The sequence below is a fragment of the Cellulomonas timonensis genome (genome assembly GCF_900046455.1).
Lineage (GTDB): Bacteria > Actinomycetota > Actinomycetes > Actinomycetales > Cellulomonadaceae > Cellulomonas_A > Cellulomonas_A timonensis.
This window is the reverse complement of sequence record NZ_FCOT01000009.1, coordinates 90,353-107,500: the sequence shown is the minus strand read 5'-3', so window position 1 is coordinate 107,500 and position 17,148 is coordinate 90,353. Positions and strand designations below refer to the sequence as shown.

Sequence of the window (17,148 nt, the reverse complement as noted above, 5' to 3'; positions counted from 1 at the left end):
GGCATCTCAGGAAGCGCGGTCCACGAGGGACTCCGCGAACGACACGAGGGCTTCCTTGACCGGCCCGGCGGGCAGTGGCGCCAGCTCGGCCACGGCGGCCCGGACCAGGGCGATCGCCTGCGCGCGCGTCTCGTCCACCACAGAGTGGGTGCGCAGCGCCGTGACGGCCCGCGCGAGGTCGTCGTCGGAGGACAGGTCGCTGTCGAGCAGCGCCACGAGCTCGCGCTCGGCGGCGGTGCCGTCGCCGGATGCGGCGCGGCGGCGCAGCAGGAGCACCGGCATCGTCGGCACATGCTCGCGCAGGTCGGTGCCGGGCGTCTTACCAGTGACGCTGGCGTCCGACGTGAGGTCGATGACGTCGTCGGCGAGCTGGAACGCGACGCCGACCTTCTCCCCGAAGCTCGTGACGATCTGCACGACGTCGGGGCGGCAGCCCGCGAACATCGCGCCGAACCGCGCGGACGTCGCGACCAGCGAGGCGGTCTTGTCGGCGAGGACCTGCAGGTAGAACTCCACCGGGTCCTCGTCAGGACGCGGCCCCACGGTCTCGTGGAGCTGCCCGAGGCACAGGCGCTCGAAGGTCGTCGCCTGGATCCGCACGGCCTCGGGCCCCAGCCCGGCGACCATCACCGACGCCCGGGCGAACAGCAGGTCGCCGGTGAGGATGGCCACCTGGTTCCCCCACACCTCGTGGGCCGCCGGGGCTCCGCGCCGCACGGGCGCGGAGTCCATGACGTCGTCGTGGTACAGCGAGGCGAGGTGCGTGAGCTCGACCACGACGGCCGCGTCGAGCACCTCGCGCCGCTCGCCATCGCCGAGCTGGGCGGCGAGCAGCGTCAGCAGCGGGCGCAGGCGCTTGCCGCCCGCGTTGACGAGGTGCCGCGAGGCGTCGTCGGCGAGCGTGTCGGCGTGGCTGACCGCGTCACGCAGCCGCTCCTCGACGAGCGAGAGCCGCCCCGTCAACAGGTCGGCCAACGCCGGATCGGTCAGCGGGAGGGAGGTTGCAGAGCTCACGGGATGAACTTAGCCGCCTCGGCCACCAGATCGAGAACCGAGGACGGCAGCACGCCGAGCGCAATCGTGATCAAGGCGCATGCCGCGACCGCCACCGCTGTGAGGCCCTGAGCGGACACGACAGTGGTGGTGGAGGTCACGGGCGCGCCGTCACCGTCCTCCTCGGAGCCCGCAGGCGCCGTGAAGAACATCAGCACGATGACGCGCACGTAGAAGAACACGGCTGCGGCGGACGCGAGCACGCCGATCAGGGCGAGCGGCCACGCGCCCGCGGCGACGGCCGCCGAGAACACCGTGAACTTCCCGATGAAGCCGGCCGTCAGCGGGATGCCCGCGAAGGACAGCAGGAACAGCGTGAACGTCAGAGCCGTCCACGGGTGCGTGCGGCCCAGGCCAGCCCACTGCGACAGGTGCGTGGCCTCGCCGATGACGACACCGCCGTCGGCGCTGGCGTCGGATCCCTCGACAGCCGAGCCCTCGACCGTGGAGCCCTCAGCCGTGGCGCCCTCCCCCGCGGCGACCGCGACCGCCACCGGGGCGACGCTCCGCTCACGGACCAGCGAGACGATGCCGAAGGCGCCGACCGTCGCCGCGCCATACGCGATGAGGTAGAACATGACGCCCGCGATGCCCTCGGAGTTGAGGGCGATCACACCCGTCAGCACGAAGCCGGCGTGGGCGATCGAGGAGTAGGCGAGCACGCGCTTCATGTCCGTCTGGACCAGCGCCGCGATGGTGCCGACCACCATGGTGAGGATGGCGACGGCCCACATGCCCGCCTCCAGGTCCCACTCGAGGCCGGGCAGCACCACGTAGAAGACGCGGAGCAGGGCGCCGAAGGCCGCGATCTTGGTGCCCGCGGCCATGAAGCCGGTGATGGGCGTGGGGGCGCCCTGGTAGACGTCCGGCGTCCACTGCTGGAACGGGACGGCGCCGACCTTGAACAGCAAGCCCACGAGCACCAGCACGGCGCCCACGATGAGCAGCCCGTCGAGCCCGGTGACCGTCTGCGTCGCGGCCGCGATGTCCGCGTAGCGCAGCGAGCCGGAGAACCCGTAGAGCAGCGCGATGCCGAACAGCAGCAGCGCGGAGGCGAAGGACCCCAGCAGGAAGTACTTCATCGACGCCTCCTGGCTCAGCAGGCGGCGGCGGCGCGCCAGCCCGGTGAGCAGGTACAGCGGCAGCGAGAGCACCTCGAGCGCGACGAACAGCGTGAGCAGGTCGCCGGTGGCGGGGAAGATCAGCATGCCGCCGGTGGCGAAGAGCATCAGCGGGTAGACCTCGGTCTGCTGCAGGCCCTTGCGCAGGGCCACCTCTTCGTAGTCCGAGCCGGGGATGGCCGAGGCCTGGGGGGCGAACGCGTCCTCCCCCGAGCGGGTCCGATCGGCGACGACGAGGAAGGACAGCAGCGCGAAGACCGCGATGGTCCCCTGCATGACCACCGTGGGCCCGTCGACGATGACCGCGCCGCCCAGCACCACGGTGCCGCCGGTGGCGCGGACGTCGACCCACAGCACCGCGGCGGCGATGAGCGCCCCCGCGGTCGCCAGCAGCGAGAGCGCGAGCTGCGCCTGGCGGCGGTGCTGCCGTGGCGCGAAGGCCTCGACGAGCACGCCGATGACGGCAGCGCCGAGCACCAGGATGATCGGGGTCAGCTGCGACCAGGCGATCTCCGGTGCGATGAAGGCCGCGTTCACTTGTCAGTCCCCTCAGTCGCCGCGTCGTTGACGAGCACTGTCGACGGCACGTCCTGTATCCCTACCTGGTCGAGCGTGATCTGGGCCGGCTCGTTGACGAACTCGAGCGCGGGCGCGGGGTAGAAGCCGATCACGAGCATGATCGCGATCAGCGGCCCCACAGCCCACCGTTCGCGCCCGGACAGGTCCGGCATCGTCTCGAGGCCGTCCCGGACGGGGCCGGTGAAGATCCGCTGGTAGGTCAGCAGGATGTACAGCGCGGCGAGCACCACGGCGAACGCGGAGACCACGGCCGCCGGGCGGTCGCGGGCGAAGGTGCCGATCAGCACCATGAACTCGCTGATGAACGTCGAGAGGCCGGGCAGCGACAGCGCCGAGAGGCCCGCCACCAGGAAGGTCCCGGCGAGCACCGGCACCACCTTCTGCAGGCCGCCGAAGTCGGCGATCTTCCGCGAGCCGCGCCGCGAGATCAGGTAGCCGGCGAGCAGGAACAGCGCGCCGGTGGAGAGCCCGTGGTTGACCATGTAGAACGACGAGCCGGCGACGCTCATCGACGTGAAGGCGAAGATGCCCAGCACGATGAGGCCGAAGTGCGACACCGACGTGTAGGCGATGAGCCGCATCAGGTCCTGCTGCGCGATGGCGAGCAGCGCGCCGTACAGGATCGAGATGACCGCCAGCACGATGACCACCGGGGCGGCCCACTGCGCCGCGTTCGGGAACAGCGGCAGGCACAGCGTGAGCATCCCGAAGGTGCCGACCTTGTCGAGCACGCCCACCAGCAGCACCGAGGTGCCGGCCGGGGCCTGCTCGGCGGCGTCGGGCAGCCAGGTGTGCACCGGGAACATCGGCGCCTTGATGGCGAATGCTAGGAAGAACGCGACGAACAGCCAGCGCTCGGTGTCCGTCGACAGGTCGAGGCCCACGAGGTTCTCGGTGAGGAAGCCCTGCGGGCCGCCGGGGCCCTCGAGGAAGAGCACGATGACGCCCACGAGCATCACCAGGCCGCCAGCCAGCGAGAACAGCAGGAACTTCACGGCCGCGTACCGGCGCCGCACCCCGCCGAACTGCCCGATCAGGAAGTAGACCGGGATGAGCATGGCCTCGAAGAGCACGTAGAACAGGAAGACGTCACGCGCCGCGAACACCGCGACCATGAACACCTGCGTGAGCAGGATCAGGGCCATGTAGTGGCGGAGCTGGTCGGTGACGACCTCCTTGGTGCTGCCCTGCTCGTTCCAGGCCGCGAGCAGCACCAACGGCACGAGGACGACCGAGAGCAGGACGAGGAGCAGGCCCACGCCGTCGACGCCCACCGCGTAGCTGACCCCCAGGGCGGGGATCCACGCGTGGGTCTCGACGAGCTGGTGCACGCCGGCCTGGGCCGTGTCGAAGGACACGACCGCGCCGACGGCGAGGAGCACCTCAGCGAGGGAGAAGCCGAGCGCGACCGGCCGCACGAGGCGGCGGCGCGTGGCAGGCAGGGCCCAGACCGCTGCGGCTCCGAGGAGCGGCAGGACGATGAGGGCGGTGAGCCAGGGGAATCCGGAGGACATCGACGCGGCTCTCTCTCAGATCCGGGGGGCCAGGACGGCGACGACGAGGACGACGAGCCCGATGAGCATCGTCGCGGCGTACTGCCGCACGAAGCCCGTCTGCAGCTTGCGGACGACGTCGCCGCTGCGGACCACCAACCGGGCCAGGCCCGAGAACCCGCCGTCCACGACCTGGCGGTCGAGGTAGACGAGCGAACGGGTCAGGTGCTGGCCGGGCTCGACCAGCAGCGCGTCGTTGACCGCGTCCTGGTACAGGTCCGCGCGTGCCGCGCGGGTGAGCGCCGAGCCAGGCGGTGGGGTGATGGGCACAGGGGATGCGGCGTACTGGCGCCATGCGAGCACCAGGCCGACCACGACGAACAGCATCGTGAGGGTGATGATCAGCCACACCGGCAGCACCGGCGCGTCATGCGTGACGTGGCCCGTGACCGGCCCGAGCCAGGTCTGGAACCCGCCGACCACCAGCAGGCCGCCCAGGGCGACCGAGCCGATTGCGAGCACGATCATCGGCACCGTCATCAGACGCGGCGACTCATGCGGGTGCTGCTGCTCTCCGTCGGCCTTCGGGGCCCAGCGACGCTTGCCCTCGAAGGTCATGAAGAACATGCGGGACATGTAGAACGCGGTGATGCCCGCGCCAATCAGCGTCACGGTCCCGAACACCCAGGCGCGCCACTCGGCGCCGTCCACGGGCACGAAGGCCGCCTCGATGATCCGGTCCTTGCTGAAGTACCCGGAGAACGGCGGGATGCCGAGGATCGCGAGCCAGCCCAGGCCGAACGTGACCCAGGTGATCCGCATGTAACGGGCCAGGCCGCCGAAGCGGCGCATGTCGACCTGGTCGTCCATGCCGTGCATCACGGACCCGGCGCCCAGGAACATGCCGGCCTTGAAGAAGCCGTGCGTGACCAGGTGGAAGATCGCCAGCGCGTAGCCGATCGGGCCGAGGCCCGCCGCGAGGATCATGTAGCCGATCTGCGACATCGTCGACGCCGCGAGGGCCTTCTTCATGTCGTCCTTGGCGCAGCCGACGATCGCCCCGAAGAGCAGCGTGATCGCGCCGATGATCACCACGACCAGGCGGGCGTCCGGGGCACCGTCGTAGATCACGCCGGAGCGGACCACGAGGTAGACGCCCGCGGTGACCATCGTCGCCGCGTGGATCAGGGCGGAGACGGGCGTGGGGCCCGCCATCGCGTCGCCGAGCCAGGACTGCAGGGGGAACTGCGCAGACTTGCCGCACGCCGCGACGAGGAGCACGAGGCCCATCGCCGTGAGCGTCGCGGTGGACGCGCCGGGGACCCCGGCCTCCACGTCGGTGAAGCTGACGCCGCCGAACGTGGAGAACATCAGCATCAGGGCGACCAGCAGGCCGACGTCGCCGATGCGGTTGGCGATGAACGCCTTCTTCGCCGCGACCGCGTAGGCCAGGTTGTGGTTCCAGAAGCCGATGAGCAGGTACGAGGCCAGGCCCACGCCCTCCCAGCCGACGAACAGCAGGAGGTAGCTGTCGGCCAGCACCAGCAGCAGCATCGCCGCGATGAAGAGGTTGAGGTACGCGAAGAACCGGCGCTTCGCCGGGTCCTCGGACATGTACGCGATCGAGTAGACGTGGATCAGCGAGCCGACGAACGTCACCAGCATCACGAAGGTGAGCGACAGGGGGTCGAGGCGCAGGCCCGCGCTGAGGTCGAACGAGCCGACGGATATCCAGTCGAACATGTGCAGGTCGAGGACCCGCTCGGCTGAGGGGCGCCCCAGCAGGCCGATGATGTTCAGCAGGCCGACCACGAAGGCGCCGGTGGACATCGCCACGGCGAACCACGGGCCCCAGCGGTCGGAACGGCGCCCGGCGAGCAGCAGCACGGCGGCGCCGAGCAGCGGGAGCACGACCATCAGCGGCGCGAGCGCGAACACTCCGCCTTCGACGGTCTGCACCACGGCGGCGGGGGTGTCCGCGGCCAGGGCGAGGGGGGTCAGGGTGTGCACGTGCCGGCCCTCAGCTCTTCAGCAGGTTGACGTCGTCGACCGAGGCCGAACGGCGGGTACGGAAGATGGCCACGATGATCGCGAGCCCGATGACGACCTCGGCGGCCGCGACCACCATGACGAAGAACGCCATCACCTGGCCGTTCAGGTTGCCGTGGATGCGGGCGAACGTCACGAGTGCGAGGTTGGTCGCGTTGAGCATCAGCTCGATGCCCATGAACGCGATGATCGCGTTGCGGCGCACCAGCAGGGTGGCGGCGCCGATGCTGAACAGCAGCGCCGACAGCACCAGGTAGTGGGTGAGGGTCATGGCGTCTCCTCCGTGCCCCGCGGTGTGGTGATCGGTGTCGTCGGGCCGGACGTCTCGCCGACGTCACCTGCCTCCTGCACGGGCGGGCCGATGTCGGCCCCGCCGGAGAACGGCTGGATCTCGGCGCGGAAGCCCGCAGTGCCGGCCTGCTGGCCGCGGATGCGCAGCACGCGCGAGACGGACGCCTCGATCGGGCGGCCCTGCGGGTCGAGCGCGGGCACGTCCATCGCGTTGTGGCGGGCGTACACGCCGGGCGCGGGCTGCGGGGTGAGCGAGCCGCCGCCGAGCACGCGCGTCTCCTGGCGCTCGCGCTGCCCGATGCGGGGCACCAGGCGCTGGCGGTGCGTCAGGACGAGGGCGCCCAGCGCCGCGGTGACCAGCAGCGCGCCGACGACCTCGAACGAGAACACGTACTGGCCGAAGATGATCCGCGCGACGCCCACGGGGTTCGAGTCGGCGTTCGCCGCCTCCAGCCCGATCGGCGCGCCGTAGCTCGCCCGGCCGACGACGCCGACGAGCACGCTCGCCAGGCCGATGCCGGCGAGGATCCCGATCCAGCGCTGCCCGCGCAGGGTCTCGACCAGCGAGTCCGAGGCGTCGACGCCGACCAGCATCAGCACGAAGAGGAACAGCATCATGATCGCGCCGGTGTAGACGACCACCTGCACGACCCCGAGGAACGGGGCGTCCTGGGCGACGTAGATGAACGCGAGGGAGATCATCACGACCACCACGGACATCGCGGCGTGCACGGCCTTGCGGGCGAACAGCAGGCTCAGCGCGGCGAGGACCATGATGGGCGCGAGGACCCAGAAGAGCACGGCCTCACCCGTGCTGGTGACGCCGGTGTCGCTGAGGACCGTCGGCAGCACCGCGGCGAGGGGGCTCATCGGTTCTCCGGGTTGTGGGCGTGGGCCAGGCGCTCCGCAGCGCGCTCGGCGCCGGGCAACGTCGGGTCGTCGGGGCGGTGCTCGGCGACCCACTCGACCTGCGCGGGCGCGGGGCCGGTGATCTCGCCGCGGTAGTACTCGGTGTCGGACGTGCCGGGCGCCATGGGGTGGGGCGCGGCCAGCATGCCGTCGAGCATCGGGGCCAGCAGGTCGTTCTTCTCGTAGATCAAGCCCTCGCGGGTGGGGCCCGCGAGCTCGAACTCGTTGGTCATCGTGAGCGCCCGCGTCGGGCACGCCTCGATGCACAGCCCGCAGAAGATGCAGCGCAGGTAGTTGATCTGGTAGACGCGGCCGTACCGCTCGCCGGGCGACATCTGCTCGCCGGGCGAGTTGTCCGCGCCCTCGACGTAGATCGCGTCCGCGGGGCACGCCCAGGCGCACAGCTCGCAGCCGATGCACTTCTCCAGGCCGTCCGGGTACCGGTTGAGCTGGTGGCGGCCGTGGTAGCGCGGCTGCGGCGGGACCTTCTCGTACGGGTACTGCTCGGTGATCACCGGGCGGAACATGTTCGAGAACGTGACGCCGAAGCCGCCGACCGGGGCCAGCACCTCCCGGATGCCCGAGCGCTTCGGGATCAGGGACTCATAGGCGCCGGGGGTCGCGACCTCGCCGCCGGGCTCGCTCGGCGTGACGTCCTTGGGCTGGTCAGCCACGGTGCGCCTCCTGGGTGACCTGGGGGGTCTCGGTCGGGTCGCCCGCGCTGCGGGAGCGGCGCGGGGACGGGGGCAGTGCCTGGCCCGGCAGCGGCGGGACCGGGTACCCGCCCGCGAACGCGTCGATGACCACGGGGTCGTCGACGGTGCCGCGGGGCGGGCCCTCGGGCTCGGGCTGGGGCTTCTCGGGGATGAGGAACGAGATGCCGACGGCGACGACGACGATGCCCGCCAGCACGAAGAGGATCGTCTGCAGGTCCACGTCGGTGAAGTTCCGCACGCCCTGCACGATCGACACGCACACGACCCAGGCGAGGGCGATGGGGATGAGGACCTTCCAGCCGATCTTCATGAACTGGTCGTACCGGAAGCGCAGCACCGAGCCGCGGATCCACACGAACACGAACATGAACAGCCAGACCTTCGCGACGAACCACAGCACCGGCCACCAGCCGGTGTTGAACATGCCGTCGTTGATCCACGAGATGGGCCACGGGGCGCGCCAGCCGCCGAAGAACAGCGTGGTCGCGACCGCCGAGACGTTGATCATGTTGATGTACTCCGCGAGGAAGAACCACGCGAACTTCATCGACGAGTACTCGGTCATGTAGCCGGAGACGAGCTCGCCCTCGGCCTCGGGGAGGTCGAACGGCAGGCGGTTCGTCTCGCCGACCATCGCGATGATGTAGATGACGAAGGCCGGCAGCAGTGGCAGGAACCACCAGACCTGCGTCTGGGAGCCGACGATCTGCGAGGTCGACATCGAGCCCGCGATGATGAACACGCTGACCAGGGACAGGCCCATCGCCAGCTCGTAGGAGATCACCTGCGCGGTGGACCGCACCGCGCCGAGCAGCGGGTACGTCGAGCCCGAGGACCAGCCGCCGAGCACGATCCCGTACACGCCCACCGAGGTGCACGCGAGGATGTACAGCACCGCGACGGGGAAGTCGGTGAGCTGCAGCGGCGTCACGATGCCGAACATGCTCACGCTGGGCCCGAACGGGATCACCGCGAAGGTCAGCAGCGAGCAGAACACCGCGATCATCGGCGCCACGAGGTAGACGAGCTTGTCCGCCGCCTTGACGGTGATGTCCTCCTTGAACAGGAGCTTCATCGCGTCGGCGACCGGCTGCAGCAGGCCGACGGGCCCGTGCACGTTGGGGCCGGGCCGCACCTGCATGCGGGCGACGACCTTGCGCTCGAACCAGATCGCGATGAGGACGCTGACCAGCAGGAAGACGACGATCGCCACGGCCTTGAGCAGCCAGATCCAGGCGTTGTCGTTGCTGAAGTCCGCGGCGGTCGGATCGCCGACCGCTGTGGGGAGCGATGCGCCCACTGCACTGAGCAGACTCATGCCCGCACCTCCGCGTCCGTGACGTCGTTCTGGGTCCCGGGAGCCAGGCGCACAAGCGCACCTGGTCCGGCGTGCAGGGTCTCGCGCACGGCAGAGCCGGGCGAGTGGGTGGGCAGCCAGACGACGTGGTCGGGCATGTCGGTGACGACCACCGGCAGCTCGATCGTGCCGGCGTCGGTGCTGACCGCGAGCAGGCCGCCGTCAGCGACGCCGGCGCCCTCGGCCGTCGCGGCGGACACGCGCGCCACCGGCCGCTTGGCGGTGCCGGCGAGGAACGCCTCGCCGTCCTGCAGGCGCCCGGAGTCGAGCAGCAGGTGCCAGGTGGCCAGGACCGCGTGGCCGGGGGCGCCCGCGGGCGGCGCGGGGGCCGCCGTGGCGGGCGCCGCGACCCGGGCGCCGTCCCAGGCGCCCAGCTGGTCGAGCTCGGAGTGCACCTTGGCCAGCGTGCCCACGCCCAGCGTGACGCCCAGGGCATCGGCCAGCCGGTCGAGCACGCGGTGGTCGCCCACCGCCGTGGAGGTCAGCGCCTGCGGGAAGGGCCGCGGGCGACCCTCCCAGGTGACGAACGTGCCACCCTTCTCCACCGGCGGCGCGACGGGCAGCACCACGTCGGCCAGCGCGGTGACCTCCGAGGAGCGCACCTCCAGCGAGACGACGAACGGGGCGGCGGGGAGCGCCTCGCGGGCGGCGGCCGGGTCCGGCAGGTCGCGCAGGTCCACGCCGCCGACGACGAGCGCCCCGAGCCGGCCCGTGCGGGCGGCCTCGAGGATCCCCGTGGCGGTGCGGCCGGGCGCCGTCGGCAGCGACTCGACGTCCCAGGCGGCGGCGACGTCGACTCGTGCGGCGGCGTCCGCGACCGGGCGACCGCCCGGCAGCAGGCTCGGCAGCGCGCCGGCCTCGACACCGCCACGCTCCCCCGCACGGCGGGGGATCCCGGCGAGGCGGGCGCCGGTGCGCTCCGCGAGGCGCAGCGCGGCGGTGAGCCCGCCGGGGACTGCGGCGAGCCGCTCACCCACCAGGATCACGGCGCCTGGCTGGGCGAGGTCGGCGGCGAGTGCGCTCAGCGTCGGCACGTCGGAGCCGGGCTCCACCGCGTCGAGCACCTCGGCCTCGGTGCCGGGGGCGGCCGTGACGAGCGTCCCGTCGAGACGCTCCAGGCCGCGGCTGGCGAACGGCGCGACCGCGACGACGCGCGTGGTCCGCGCGAGGACGCCCTTGCGCAGCCGCAGGAACGTGACCCCGGCCTCCTCCTCCGCCTCGAGGGCGGCGAGGAGCACGACAGGCGCCTTCTCCAGGTCGGCGAAGGTGACCTGCATCGCGCGGCCGGCGACGTGGCTGCCCAGGAAGGCCTCCTCCTCGGCGGACAGCGGGCGGCTGCGCAGGTCGACGTCATTGGTGCCGAGGGCCACGCGGGCGAACTTGCCGTACGCGTACGCGTCCTCGAGGGTCACCCGGCCGCCGGGCAGCACGCCCACACCGGCGGGGGCGCCGGCCTCGGCGGGCTTCAGCGCGGCGCGCAGGCCCTCCGCGGCGACGTCCAGCGCCTCGACCCAGCTCGCGACGCGGAGCTCGCCAGTGGCCTCGTCGCGGACCAGCGGGGTGGTGATGCGGTCCGGGGCGGACTGCCAGGTGAACGCGAAGCGGTCCTTGTCGGTGATCCACTCCTCGTTGACCGCGGGGTCCTCGCCCGCCAGGCGGCGCAGCACGACGCCCCGGCGGTGGTCGACGCGGATCGCGGAGCCGCACGAGTCGTGCTCCGAGACGCCCGGGGTGGACACCAGGTCGAACGGGCGGGCCCGGAACCGGTAGGACGCGCTGGTCAGGGCGCCCACCGGGCAGATCTGCACGGTGTTGCCCGAGAAGTACGACGCGAACGGCTCGCCGGACTCGTCCTCCTCTGCGGGGCCCACGGGCACCTCGCCGCTAGGCGCGCCGGCCGGGGCCTCGAAGCCGAGCACCTCGGGGGCGAAGCGGCCGATCTGCTGGTTGGCGCCGCGCTTCTGCAGGTCGATGAACGCGTCGCCGGCGATCTCCTTGGAGAACCGCGTGCAGCGCTGGCACAGGATGCAGCGCTCCCGGTCGAGCAGGATCTGCGTGGAGATCGCAATCGGCTTGGGGAACGTGCGCTTGACGTCCACGAACCGCGTCGTCGCGCGCCCGTTGCTCATCGCCTGGTTCTGCAGGGGGCACTCGCCGCCCTTGTCGCAGACCGGGCAGTCGAGCGGGTGGTTGATGAGCAGCAGCTCCATCACGCCGTGCTGGGCCTTGTCGGCCTCGGGCGAGGTGTGCTGCGTCTTGACCTGCATGCCCGGCGACGCCTCGAGCGTGCAGGAGGCCTGCGGCTTGGGCATCTTCGCGAGCTTGCCGTCACGGCCCGGCGCCCACACCTCGACGAGGCACTGGCGGCACGCGCCCGCAGGGGCGAGCAGCGGGTGGTCGCAGAACCGCGGGATCTGGATGCCGACCTGCTCGGCGGCCCGGATGACGAGCGTGCCCTTGGGCACCGCCACCTCGAGGCCGTCGATGGTGAACGTCACGGCGTCCACCGGCGCCGGCGTCGCGGCGGGCGTCCCCTGGGAGGCGGCCGCCCCCGAGCCGGGCTTCGGTGTCGTGATGGTCATGCGTGGACCCCCGCCAACTGCCCGGCCGGACGGCGCGGGGTGTAGGTGAACTTCGAGCTGCGCTCGGGCGGGAACAGCTCGTCGGCGGGCGTGTGGGTGCCCGCCTCGAACTCCTCCCGGAAGTACTGGATCGCCGAGGTGATGGGGCTGGTGGCCCCGTCCCCGAGCGCGCAGAACGCGCGGCCCAGGATGTTGTCGCACAGGTCGAGCAGCAGGTCGATGTCCGCGCTGGTGCCCTGGCCCGCCTCGATGCGGTGCAGCACCTGCGACAGCCAGAACGTGCCCTCGCGGCAGGGCGTGCACTTGCCGCACGACTCGTGCTTGTAGAAGTCGGTCCAGCGCGTCACCGCGCGGACCACCGACGTCGTCTCGTCGAAGATCTGCAGCGCGCGCGTGCCCAGCATGGACCCGGCGGCGGCGACGGACTCGTAGTCGAGCGGGATGTCGAGGTGCTCGGCCGTGAAGATCGGCGTCGAGGACCCGCCAGGCGTCCAGAACTTCAGCTCGTGGCCCTCGCGGATGCCGCCCGCCATCTCCAGCAGGCGGCGCAGCGTGATGCCCAGCGGCGCCTCGTACTGGCCGGGCCGCTGCACGTGGCCGGACAGGGAGAAGATGCCGAAGCCCGGGGAGCGCTCGGTGCCCATCTCGCGGAACCACTGGGCGCCGCCCTTGAGGATCGCGGGCACGGAGGCGATGGTCTCGACGTTGTTGACCACCGTGGGCCGCGCGTACAGGCCCGCGACGGCGGGGAACGGCGGCTTCAGGCGCGGCTGGCCGCGGCGCCCCTCGAGGGAGTCGAGCAGTGCCGTCTCCTCGCCGCAGATGTAGGCGCCGGCGCCGGCGTGGACGGTGATGTCCAGGTCGAAGCCCGAGCCCATGATGTTCTTGCCGAGGTAGCCGGCCGCGTAGGCCTCCTCCACCGCGCGCATCAGCCGGCGGTAGACGTGCACGACCTCGCCGCGCAGGTAGATGAACGCGTGCGAGCAGCCGATCGCATAGGACGTGATGATCGCGCCCTCGATGAGCAGCTGCGGGCTGGCCATCATCAGCGGGATGTCCTTGCAGGTGCCCGGCTCGGACTCGTCCGCGTTGATGACCAGGTAGCGCGGGCCGCCGTCGGGCGCGGGCAGGAAGCCCCACTTCATGCCCGTGGGGAACCCGGCGCCGCCACGGCCGCGCAGGCCGGAGTCCTTCACCGCGGTGATCACGTCGCCCGGGGCCTGCGCGAGCGCCGCCCGGAGCCCGGCGTAGCCGCCGCCGTCCAGGTACGTCCGCAGGGTCCACGACTGCTCGAGGCCCCAGTCCTTGGTCAGGACGGGGGTCAGGGTCGTCACGTCGGTCATCACGACTCCTTGGCCTGGTCGGAGCTCTGCTTCTTCTGCTGGTCCTCAGCAGAGGAGTCCTTCGCCGAGGTGGGCTTGCGCTCCGCGCTCGACTGCGGGCCGCCGACCTCGGGCGACGTGGCGCCCTTCGCGGCGGCAGGCTTCGTGGCCGCAGGCTTCGTGGCGTCGGGCTTCGCGGCGTCGCCGGGGAACGCCGGGGCGGTCCACCCCTCCGCCGCGGCGAGCTGCGTGCCGCGCTCGGTCTCCGGGCCGCCGCTCGGGCCCTCGTCGGCGAGGCCGTCGGGGAAGCCCGCGAGCACCCGCGAGACCTGCTTGAACGAGCAGATCTTGCCGGGGCCGCGCGTCGAGGCGACGGGCTCCCCCGCGCGCAGCTTGTCCACCGTCTCGACGGCGGACTGCGGGGTCTGGTTGTCCAGGAACTCCCAGTTGACCATCACCACGGGCGCGTAGTCGCACGCCGCGTTGCACTCGATGCGCTCGATCGTGACCTTGCCGTCGGCGGTGGTCTCGTCGTTGCCGAGGTCAAGGTGCTCGGAGAGCTCCTCCCAGATGGCGTCGCCGCCCATGATGGCGCACAGCGTGTTGGTGCAGACCCCCACGGTGTACTCGCCGTTGGGCCGGCGCTTGTACTGCGAGTAGAACGTGGCCACCGCGGAGACCTCGGCGGCGGTCAGGTCCAGCGTCTCCGCGCAGAACGCGATGCCGGCGGGGCTGACGAAGCCGTCCTCGCTCTGCACCAGGTGCAGCAGCGGGAGCAGCGCCGAGCGGGGCTGCGGGTAGCGGGCGACGACCAGGGCCGCGTCGGCGGCGAGCCGGGCGCGGGTCTCCTCGTCGTACCGGGCGGCCGGGCGCGCGCCGGCGGGCAGTGCGCTGTTCTCGACGGACATCAGCGGTCCACCCCTCCCAGGACGGGGTCCAGCGAGGCCACCGCGACGACGACGTCGGCCACCTGGCCGCCCTCGCACATCATGGAGACGGCCTGCAGGTTGTTGAAGGACGGGTCGCGGAAGTGCGCCCGGTACGGCTTCGTGCCGCCGTCGGAGACGAGGTGCACGCCGAGCTCCCCACGGGGGTGCTCCACCGAGACGAACGCCTGGCCGGCGGGGACCCGGAAGCCCTCCGTCACCAGCTTGAAGTGGTGGATCAGGGCCTCCATCGAGGTGCCCATGATCTCCCGGATGTGGTCCAGCGAGTTGCCCATGCCGTCGGAGCCGATGGCGAGCTGCGCGGGCCAGGCGATCTTCTTGTCCTCGACCATGACCGGGCCGGGGCCCATCGCCTGGAGCCGCTCGAGCGTCTGCTCGATGATGCGGATCGACTGGTAGCACTCCTCGAGGCGCAGGACGACCCGCGACCACGCGTCGGCGTCCGTCGACGTCGGGATGTCGAAGTCGTAGGTCTCGTAGCCGCAGTACGGCTCGGCCTTGCGCACGTCGTACGGCAGGCCGGTGGACCGCAGCACGGGGCCGGTGATGCCCAGGGCCATGCTCGCGGGCAGGCCCAGGTAGCCGACGCCCTTGAGGCGCGCCTGCAGGATCGGGTTGGCCAGCATGAGGTCCTCGAGCTGCCCGAAGTCCTTCTTCATCACCGTGATCGCGTCGCGGACCGCGTCGAGGGCGCCCGGCGGGATGTCCTGCACGACGCCGCCCGGGCGGATGTACGCGTTGTTCATGCGCAGGCCGGTGATCAGCTCGAAGACCCGGAGCACCTGCTCACGCGCGTTGAAGCCGACGATCATGATCGTCGTGGCGCCCAGCTCGTTCCCGCCGGTGGCCAGGCACACCAGGTGCGAGGCGATGCGGTTGAGCTCCATCATCATCACGCGGATGACGGTGGCCCGCTCCGGGATGTCGTCGGTGATGCCGAGCAGCTTCTCCACGGCCAGGCAGTAGCCGGCCTCCTGGAAGATGTTCGCCACGTAGTCCATGCGGGTGCAGAACGTGACGCCCTGCGTCCAGGACCGGTACTCCATGTTCTTCTCGATGCCGGTGTGCAGGTAGCCGATGCCCGCGCGGGCCTCGGTGACCGTCTCACCGTCGATCTCGAGCATGAGCCGGAGCACGCCGTGGGTCGACGGGTGCTGCGGGCCCATGTTGACGACGATGCGCTCCTCGCCGAGGCGAGCAGCCTCCTCGGCGATGTCGGACCAGTCGCCGCCGGACGCCTCGAAGGACGGCACGCCAGTGGCCTGGTCGTCGACGATGTGGCCGGTGGCCGCGGGCTTGCCCTGAGGGGATGTGTGAGGGGACATCAGCTGTACGACCTCCGCTGGTCCGCGGGCGGCACGGTGGCGCCCTTGTACTCGACCGGGATGCCCCCGAGGGGGTAGTCCTTGCGCTGGGGGTGGCCCGGCCAGTCGTCGGGCATCTGGATGCGCGCGAGCGCCGGGTGCCCGTCGAAGACGATGCCGAAGAAATCCCAGGTCTCGCGCTCGTGCCAGTCGTTCGTCGGGTAGACCCCGGTGGTGGACGGCACATGCGGGTCGGCGTCGGGGACGGCGACCTCGAGGCGCAGGCGACGGCTGTGCGTCACCGACACCAGGTGGTAGACGGCGTGCAGCTCGCGGCCCGTCTGCTCCGGGTAGTGCACGCCGGAGACGCCCAGGCTGAGCTCGAAGCGCAGGTCCTGGTCGTCGCGCAGCATCTGGGAGACCTCGACGAGGTGCTCGCGGGCCACGTGCAGCGTGAGCTCGTTGCGGTCCACGACCACCGAGGGGATCGCGTTCGCGAACCCGGTGCCGGAGGCGTCGAGCAGCTCGATGAGGATGTCGACGACCTCGTCGAACCAGCCGCCGTAGGGGCGCGGGCTCGCGCCCGGCAGCGCCACGGTCGTCACCAGTCCGCCGAAGCCGGACGTGTCGCCGGAGCCGGGGCCGCCGCCGAACATGCCGTGGCGGACCTCGATGACCTCGGGCTCGGGCGAGCCCAGCGGGCCGACGTGCTGCGAGCCGCCCTCGAGGGCCGCCTCGCTCGTGCTCTGCGCGGCCAGCGCCTCGGACGTCGTCGTGTCGCCCGGCTTCGCGGCCGCGGCCGCGCTTGCCTTCTCGGCGGACACCTCGGGGGTCTTGTCCCCCTCGGGCGCCCCGGACTTCTCACTCATGCCAGCAGGCCCTTCATGTGCGACGTCGGCGTGGCCTTGAGGGCCGCGGCCTCGGCGGCGCGGGCCGCCTCCTTGCGGTTCACACCGAGCGGCTCGGACTGGATCTGCGTGTGCAGCTCGAGGATCGCGTTGATGAGCATCTCGGGCCGCGGCGGGCAGCCGGGCAGGTAGATGTCGACGGGCACGACGTGGTCCACGCCCTGCACGATCGCGTAGTTGTTGAACATCCCGCCCGACGACGCGCACACGCCCATCGACAGGACCCACTTGGGCTCGGGCATCTGGTCGTAGACCTGCCGCACCACGGGCGCCATCTTCTGGCTCACCCGGCCGGCGACGATCATCAGGTCGGCCTGGCGCGGCGAGGCGCGGAAGACCTCCATGCCAAACCGGGAGATGTCGTAGCGGCTGGTGCCGGTCGCCATCATCTCGATCGCGCAGCAGGCCAGTCCGAACGTGACCGGCCACAACGAGCCCTTGCGGAAATACCCGACGAGGTTCTCGACCGTCGTCAGCAGGAACCCCGAAGGGGCCTCTTCGATACCCATGTCAGATC

Annotated in this window: 14 protein-coding genes; all 14 read right to left on the bottom strand. The window is 71.4% G+C overall.

The window, feature by feature from the left end:
* Nucleotides 1–6 precede the first annotated feature (6 nt).
* The 14 genes from BN3788_RS02545 to BN3788_RS02480 are packed head-to-tail and all read right to left on the bottom strand — an operon-like array spanning nt 7 to nt 17,140.
* Nucleotides 7–1,014, bottom strand: coding sequence for a polyprenyl synthetase family protein (locus BN3788_RS02545; protein ID WP_066582296.1), 1,008 nt, complete (start codon nt 1,012–1,014; stop codon nt 7–9).
* A complete protein-coding gene (gene nuoN / locus BN3788_RS02540; protein ID WP_066582295.1) occupies nt 1,011–2,711 on the bottom strand; it encodes an NADH-quinone oxidoreductase subunit NuoN in 1,701 nt (566 codons plus the stop codon). Before nuoN ends, BN3788_RS02545 begins: the two co-directional genes overlap by 4 nt.
* Entirely contained in the window at nt 2,708–4,267 is a 1,560-nt protein-coding gene (locus BN3788_RS02535) for an NADH-quinone oxidoreductase subunit M (protein WP_066582294.1), read from the bottom strand. Before BN3788_RS02535 ends, nuoN begins: the two co-directional genes overlap by 4 nt.
* A 15-nt stretch (nt 4,268–4,282) precedes the next feature.
* A complete protein-coding gene (nuoL, locus tag BN3788_RS02530) occupies nt 4,283–6,256 on the bottom strand; it encodes an NADH-quinone oxidoreductase subunit L (RefSeq protein WP_082812517.1) in 1,974 nt (657 codons plus the stop codon).
* 10 nt (nt 6,257–6,266) lie between these two features.
* Entirely contained in the window at nt 6,267–6,566 is a 300-nt protein-coding gene (nuoK, locus tag BN3788_RS02525; RefSeq protein ID WP_066582293.1) for an NADH-quinone oxidoreductase subunit NuoK, read from the bottom strand.
* The gene (locus BN3788_RS02520; protein WP_082812516.1) at nt 6,563–7,456 is read right to left on the bottom strand and encodes an NADH-quinone oxidoreductase subunit J; all 894 of its coding nucleotides are present in this window, start codon (nt 7,454–7,456) and stop codon (nt 6,563–6,565) included. The genes nuoK and BN3788_RS02520 overlap by 4 nt, the downstream gene beginning before the upstream one ends.
* Nucleotides 7,453–8,169 (bottom strand): NADH-quinone oxidoreductase subunit NuoI, encoded by a 717-nt coding sequence (gene nuoI, locus BN3788_RS02515; protein ID WP_082812515.1) that lies wholly within the window; start codon nt 8,167–8,169, stop codon nt 7,453–7,455. The genes BN3788_RS02520 and nuoI overlap by 4 nt, the downstream gene beginning before the upstream one ends.
* Complete coding sequence (nuoH, locus tag BN3788_RS02510; RefSeq protein ID WP_066582292.1) at nt 8,162–9,529, bottom strand: NADH-quinone oxidoreductase subunit NuoH; 1,368 nt, start codon at nt 9,527–9,529, stop codon at nt 8,162–8,164. Before nuoH ends, nuoI begins: the two co-directional genes overlap by 8 nt.
* On the bottom strand, nt 9,526–12,150 hold the full coding sequence (locus tag BN3788_RS02505; RefSeq protein ID WP_066582291.1) for an NADH-quinone oxidoreductase subunit G: 2,625 nt from the start codon (nt 12,148–12,150) through the stop codon (nt 9,526–9,528). The genes nuoH and BN3788_RS02505 overlap by 4 nt, the downstream gene beginning before the upstream one ends.
* The gene (gene nuoF / locus BN3788_RS02500) at nt 12,147–13,493 is read right to left on the bottom strand and encodes an NADH-quinone oxidoreductase subunit NuoF (RefSeq protein WP_066582290.1); all 1,347 of its coding nucleotides are present in this window, start codon (nt 13,491–13,493) and stop codon (nt 12,147–12,149) included. Before nuoF ends, BN3788_RS02505 begins: the two co-directional genes overlap by 4 nt.
* Nucleotides 13,493–14,380, bottom strand: coding sequence for an NADH-quinone oxidoreductase subunit NuoE (nuoE, locus tag BN3788_RS02495; protein ID WP_066582289.1), 888 nt, complete (start codon nt 14,378–14,380; stop codon nt 13,493–13,495). Before nuoE ends, nuoF begins: the two co-directional genes overlap by 1 nt.
* Entirely contained in the window at nt 14,380–15,744 is a 1,365-nt protein-coding gene (locus tag BN3788_RS02490) for an NADH-quinone oxidoreductase subunit D (protein WP_066582288.1), read from the bottom strand. Before BN3788_RS02490 ends, nuoE begins: the two co-directional genes overlap by 1 nt.
* Nucleotides 15,744–16,592 carry an NADH-quinone oxidoreductase subunit C gene (locus BN3788_RS02485; RefSeq protein ID WP_066582287.1) on the bottom strand — a complete coding sequence of 283 codons (849 nt, stop codon included), beginning with the start codon at nt 16,590–16,592 and terminating at the stop codon, nt 15,744–15,746. The genes BN3788_RS02490 and BN3788_RS02485 overlap by 1 nt, the downstream gene beginning before the upstream one ends.
* On the bottom strand, nt 16,589–17,140 hold the full coding sequence (locus tag BN3788_RS02480; protein WP_066582286.1) for a NuoB/complex I 20 kDa subunit family protein: 552 nt from the start codon (nt 17,138–17,140) through the stop codon (nt 16,589–16,591). Before BN3788_RS02480 ends, BN3788_RS02485 begins: the two co-directional genes overlap by 4 nt.
* Nucleotides 17,141–17,148: the final 8 nt, after the last annotated feature.

Excerpts from the sequence above, each read along its gene's own strand:
- BN3788_RS02535 (WP_066582294.1), bottom strand. The coding sequence starts at position 4,267 with ATGTCCTCCGGATTCCCCTGGCTCACCGCCCTCATCGTCCTGCCGCTC.
- nuoK (WP_066582293.1), bottom strand. The coding sequence starts at position 6,566 with ATGACCCTCACCCACTACCTGGTGCTGTCGGCGCTGCTGTTCAGCATC.
- BN3788_RS02520 (WP_082812516.1), bottom strand. The coding sequence starts at position 7,456 with ATGAGCCCCCTCGCCGCGGTGCTGCCGACGGTCCTCAGCGACACCGGC.
- nuoH (WP_066582292.1), bottom strand. The coding sequence starts at position 9,529 with ATGAGTCTGCTCAGTGCAGTGGGCGCATCGCTCCCCACAGCGGTCGGC.
- BN3788_RS02505 (WP_066582291.1), bottom strand. The coding sequence starts at position 12,150 with ATGACCATCACGACACCGAAGCCCGGCTCGGGGGCGGCCGCCTCCCAG.
- nuoF (WP_066582290.1), bottom strand. The coding sequence starts at position 13,493 with ATGACCGACGTGACGACCCTGACCCCCGTCCTGACCAAGGACTGGGGC.
- nuoE (WP_066582289.1), bottom strand. The coding sequence starts at position 14,380 with ATGTCCGTCGAGAACAGCGCACTGCCCGCCGGCGCGCGCCCGGCCGCC.
- BN3788_RS02490 (WP_066582288.1), bottom strand. The coding sequence starts at position 15,744 with ATGTCCCCTCACACATCCCCTCAGGGCAAGCCCGCGGCCACCGGCCAC.
- BN3788_RS02485 (WP_066582287.1), bottom strand. The coding sequence starts at position 16,592 with ATGAGTGAGAAGTCCGGGGCGCCCGAGGGGGACAAGACCCCCGAGGTG.
- BN3788_RS02480 (WP_066582286.1), bottom strand. The coding sequence starts at position 17,140 with ATGGGTATCGAAGAGGCCCCTTCGGGGTTCCTGCTGACGACGGTCGAG.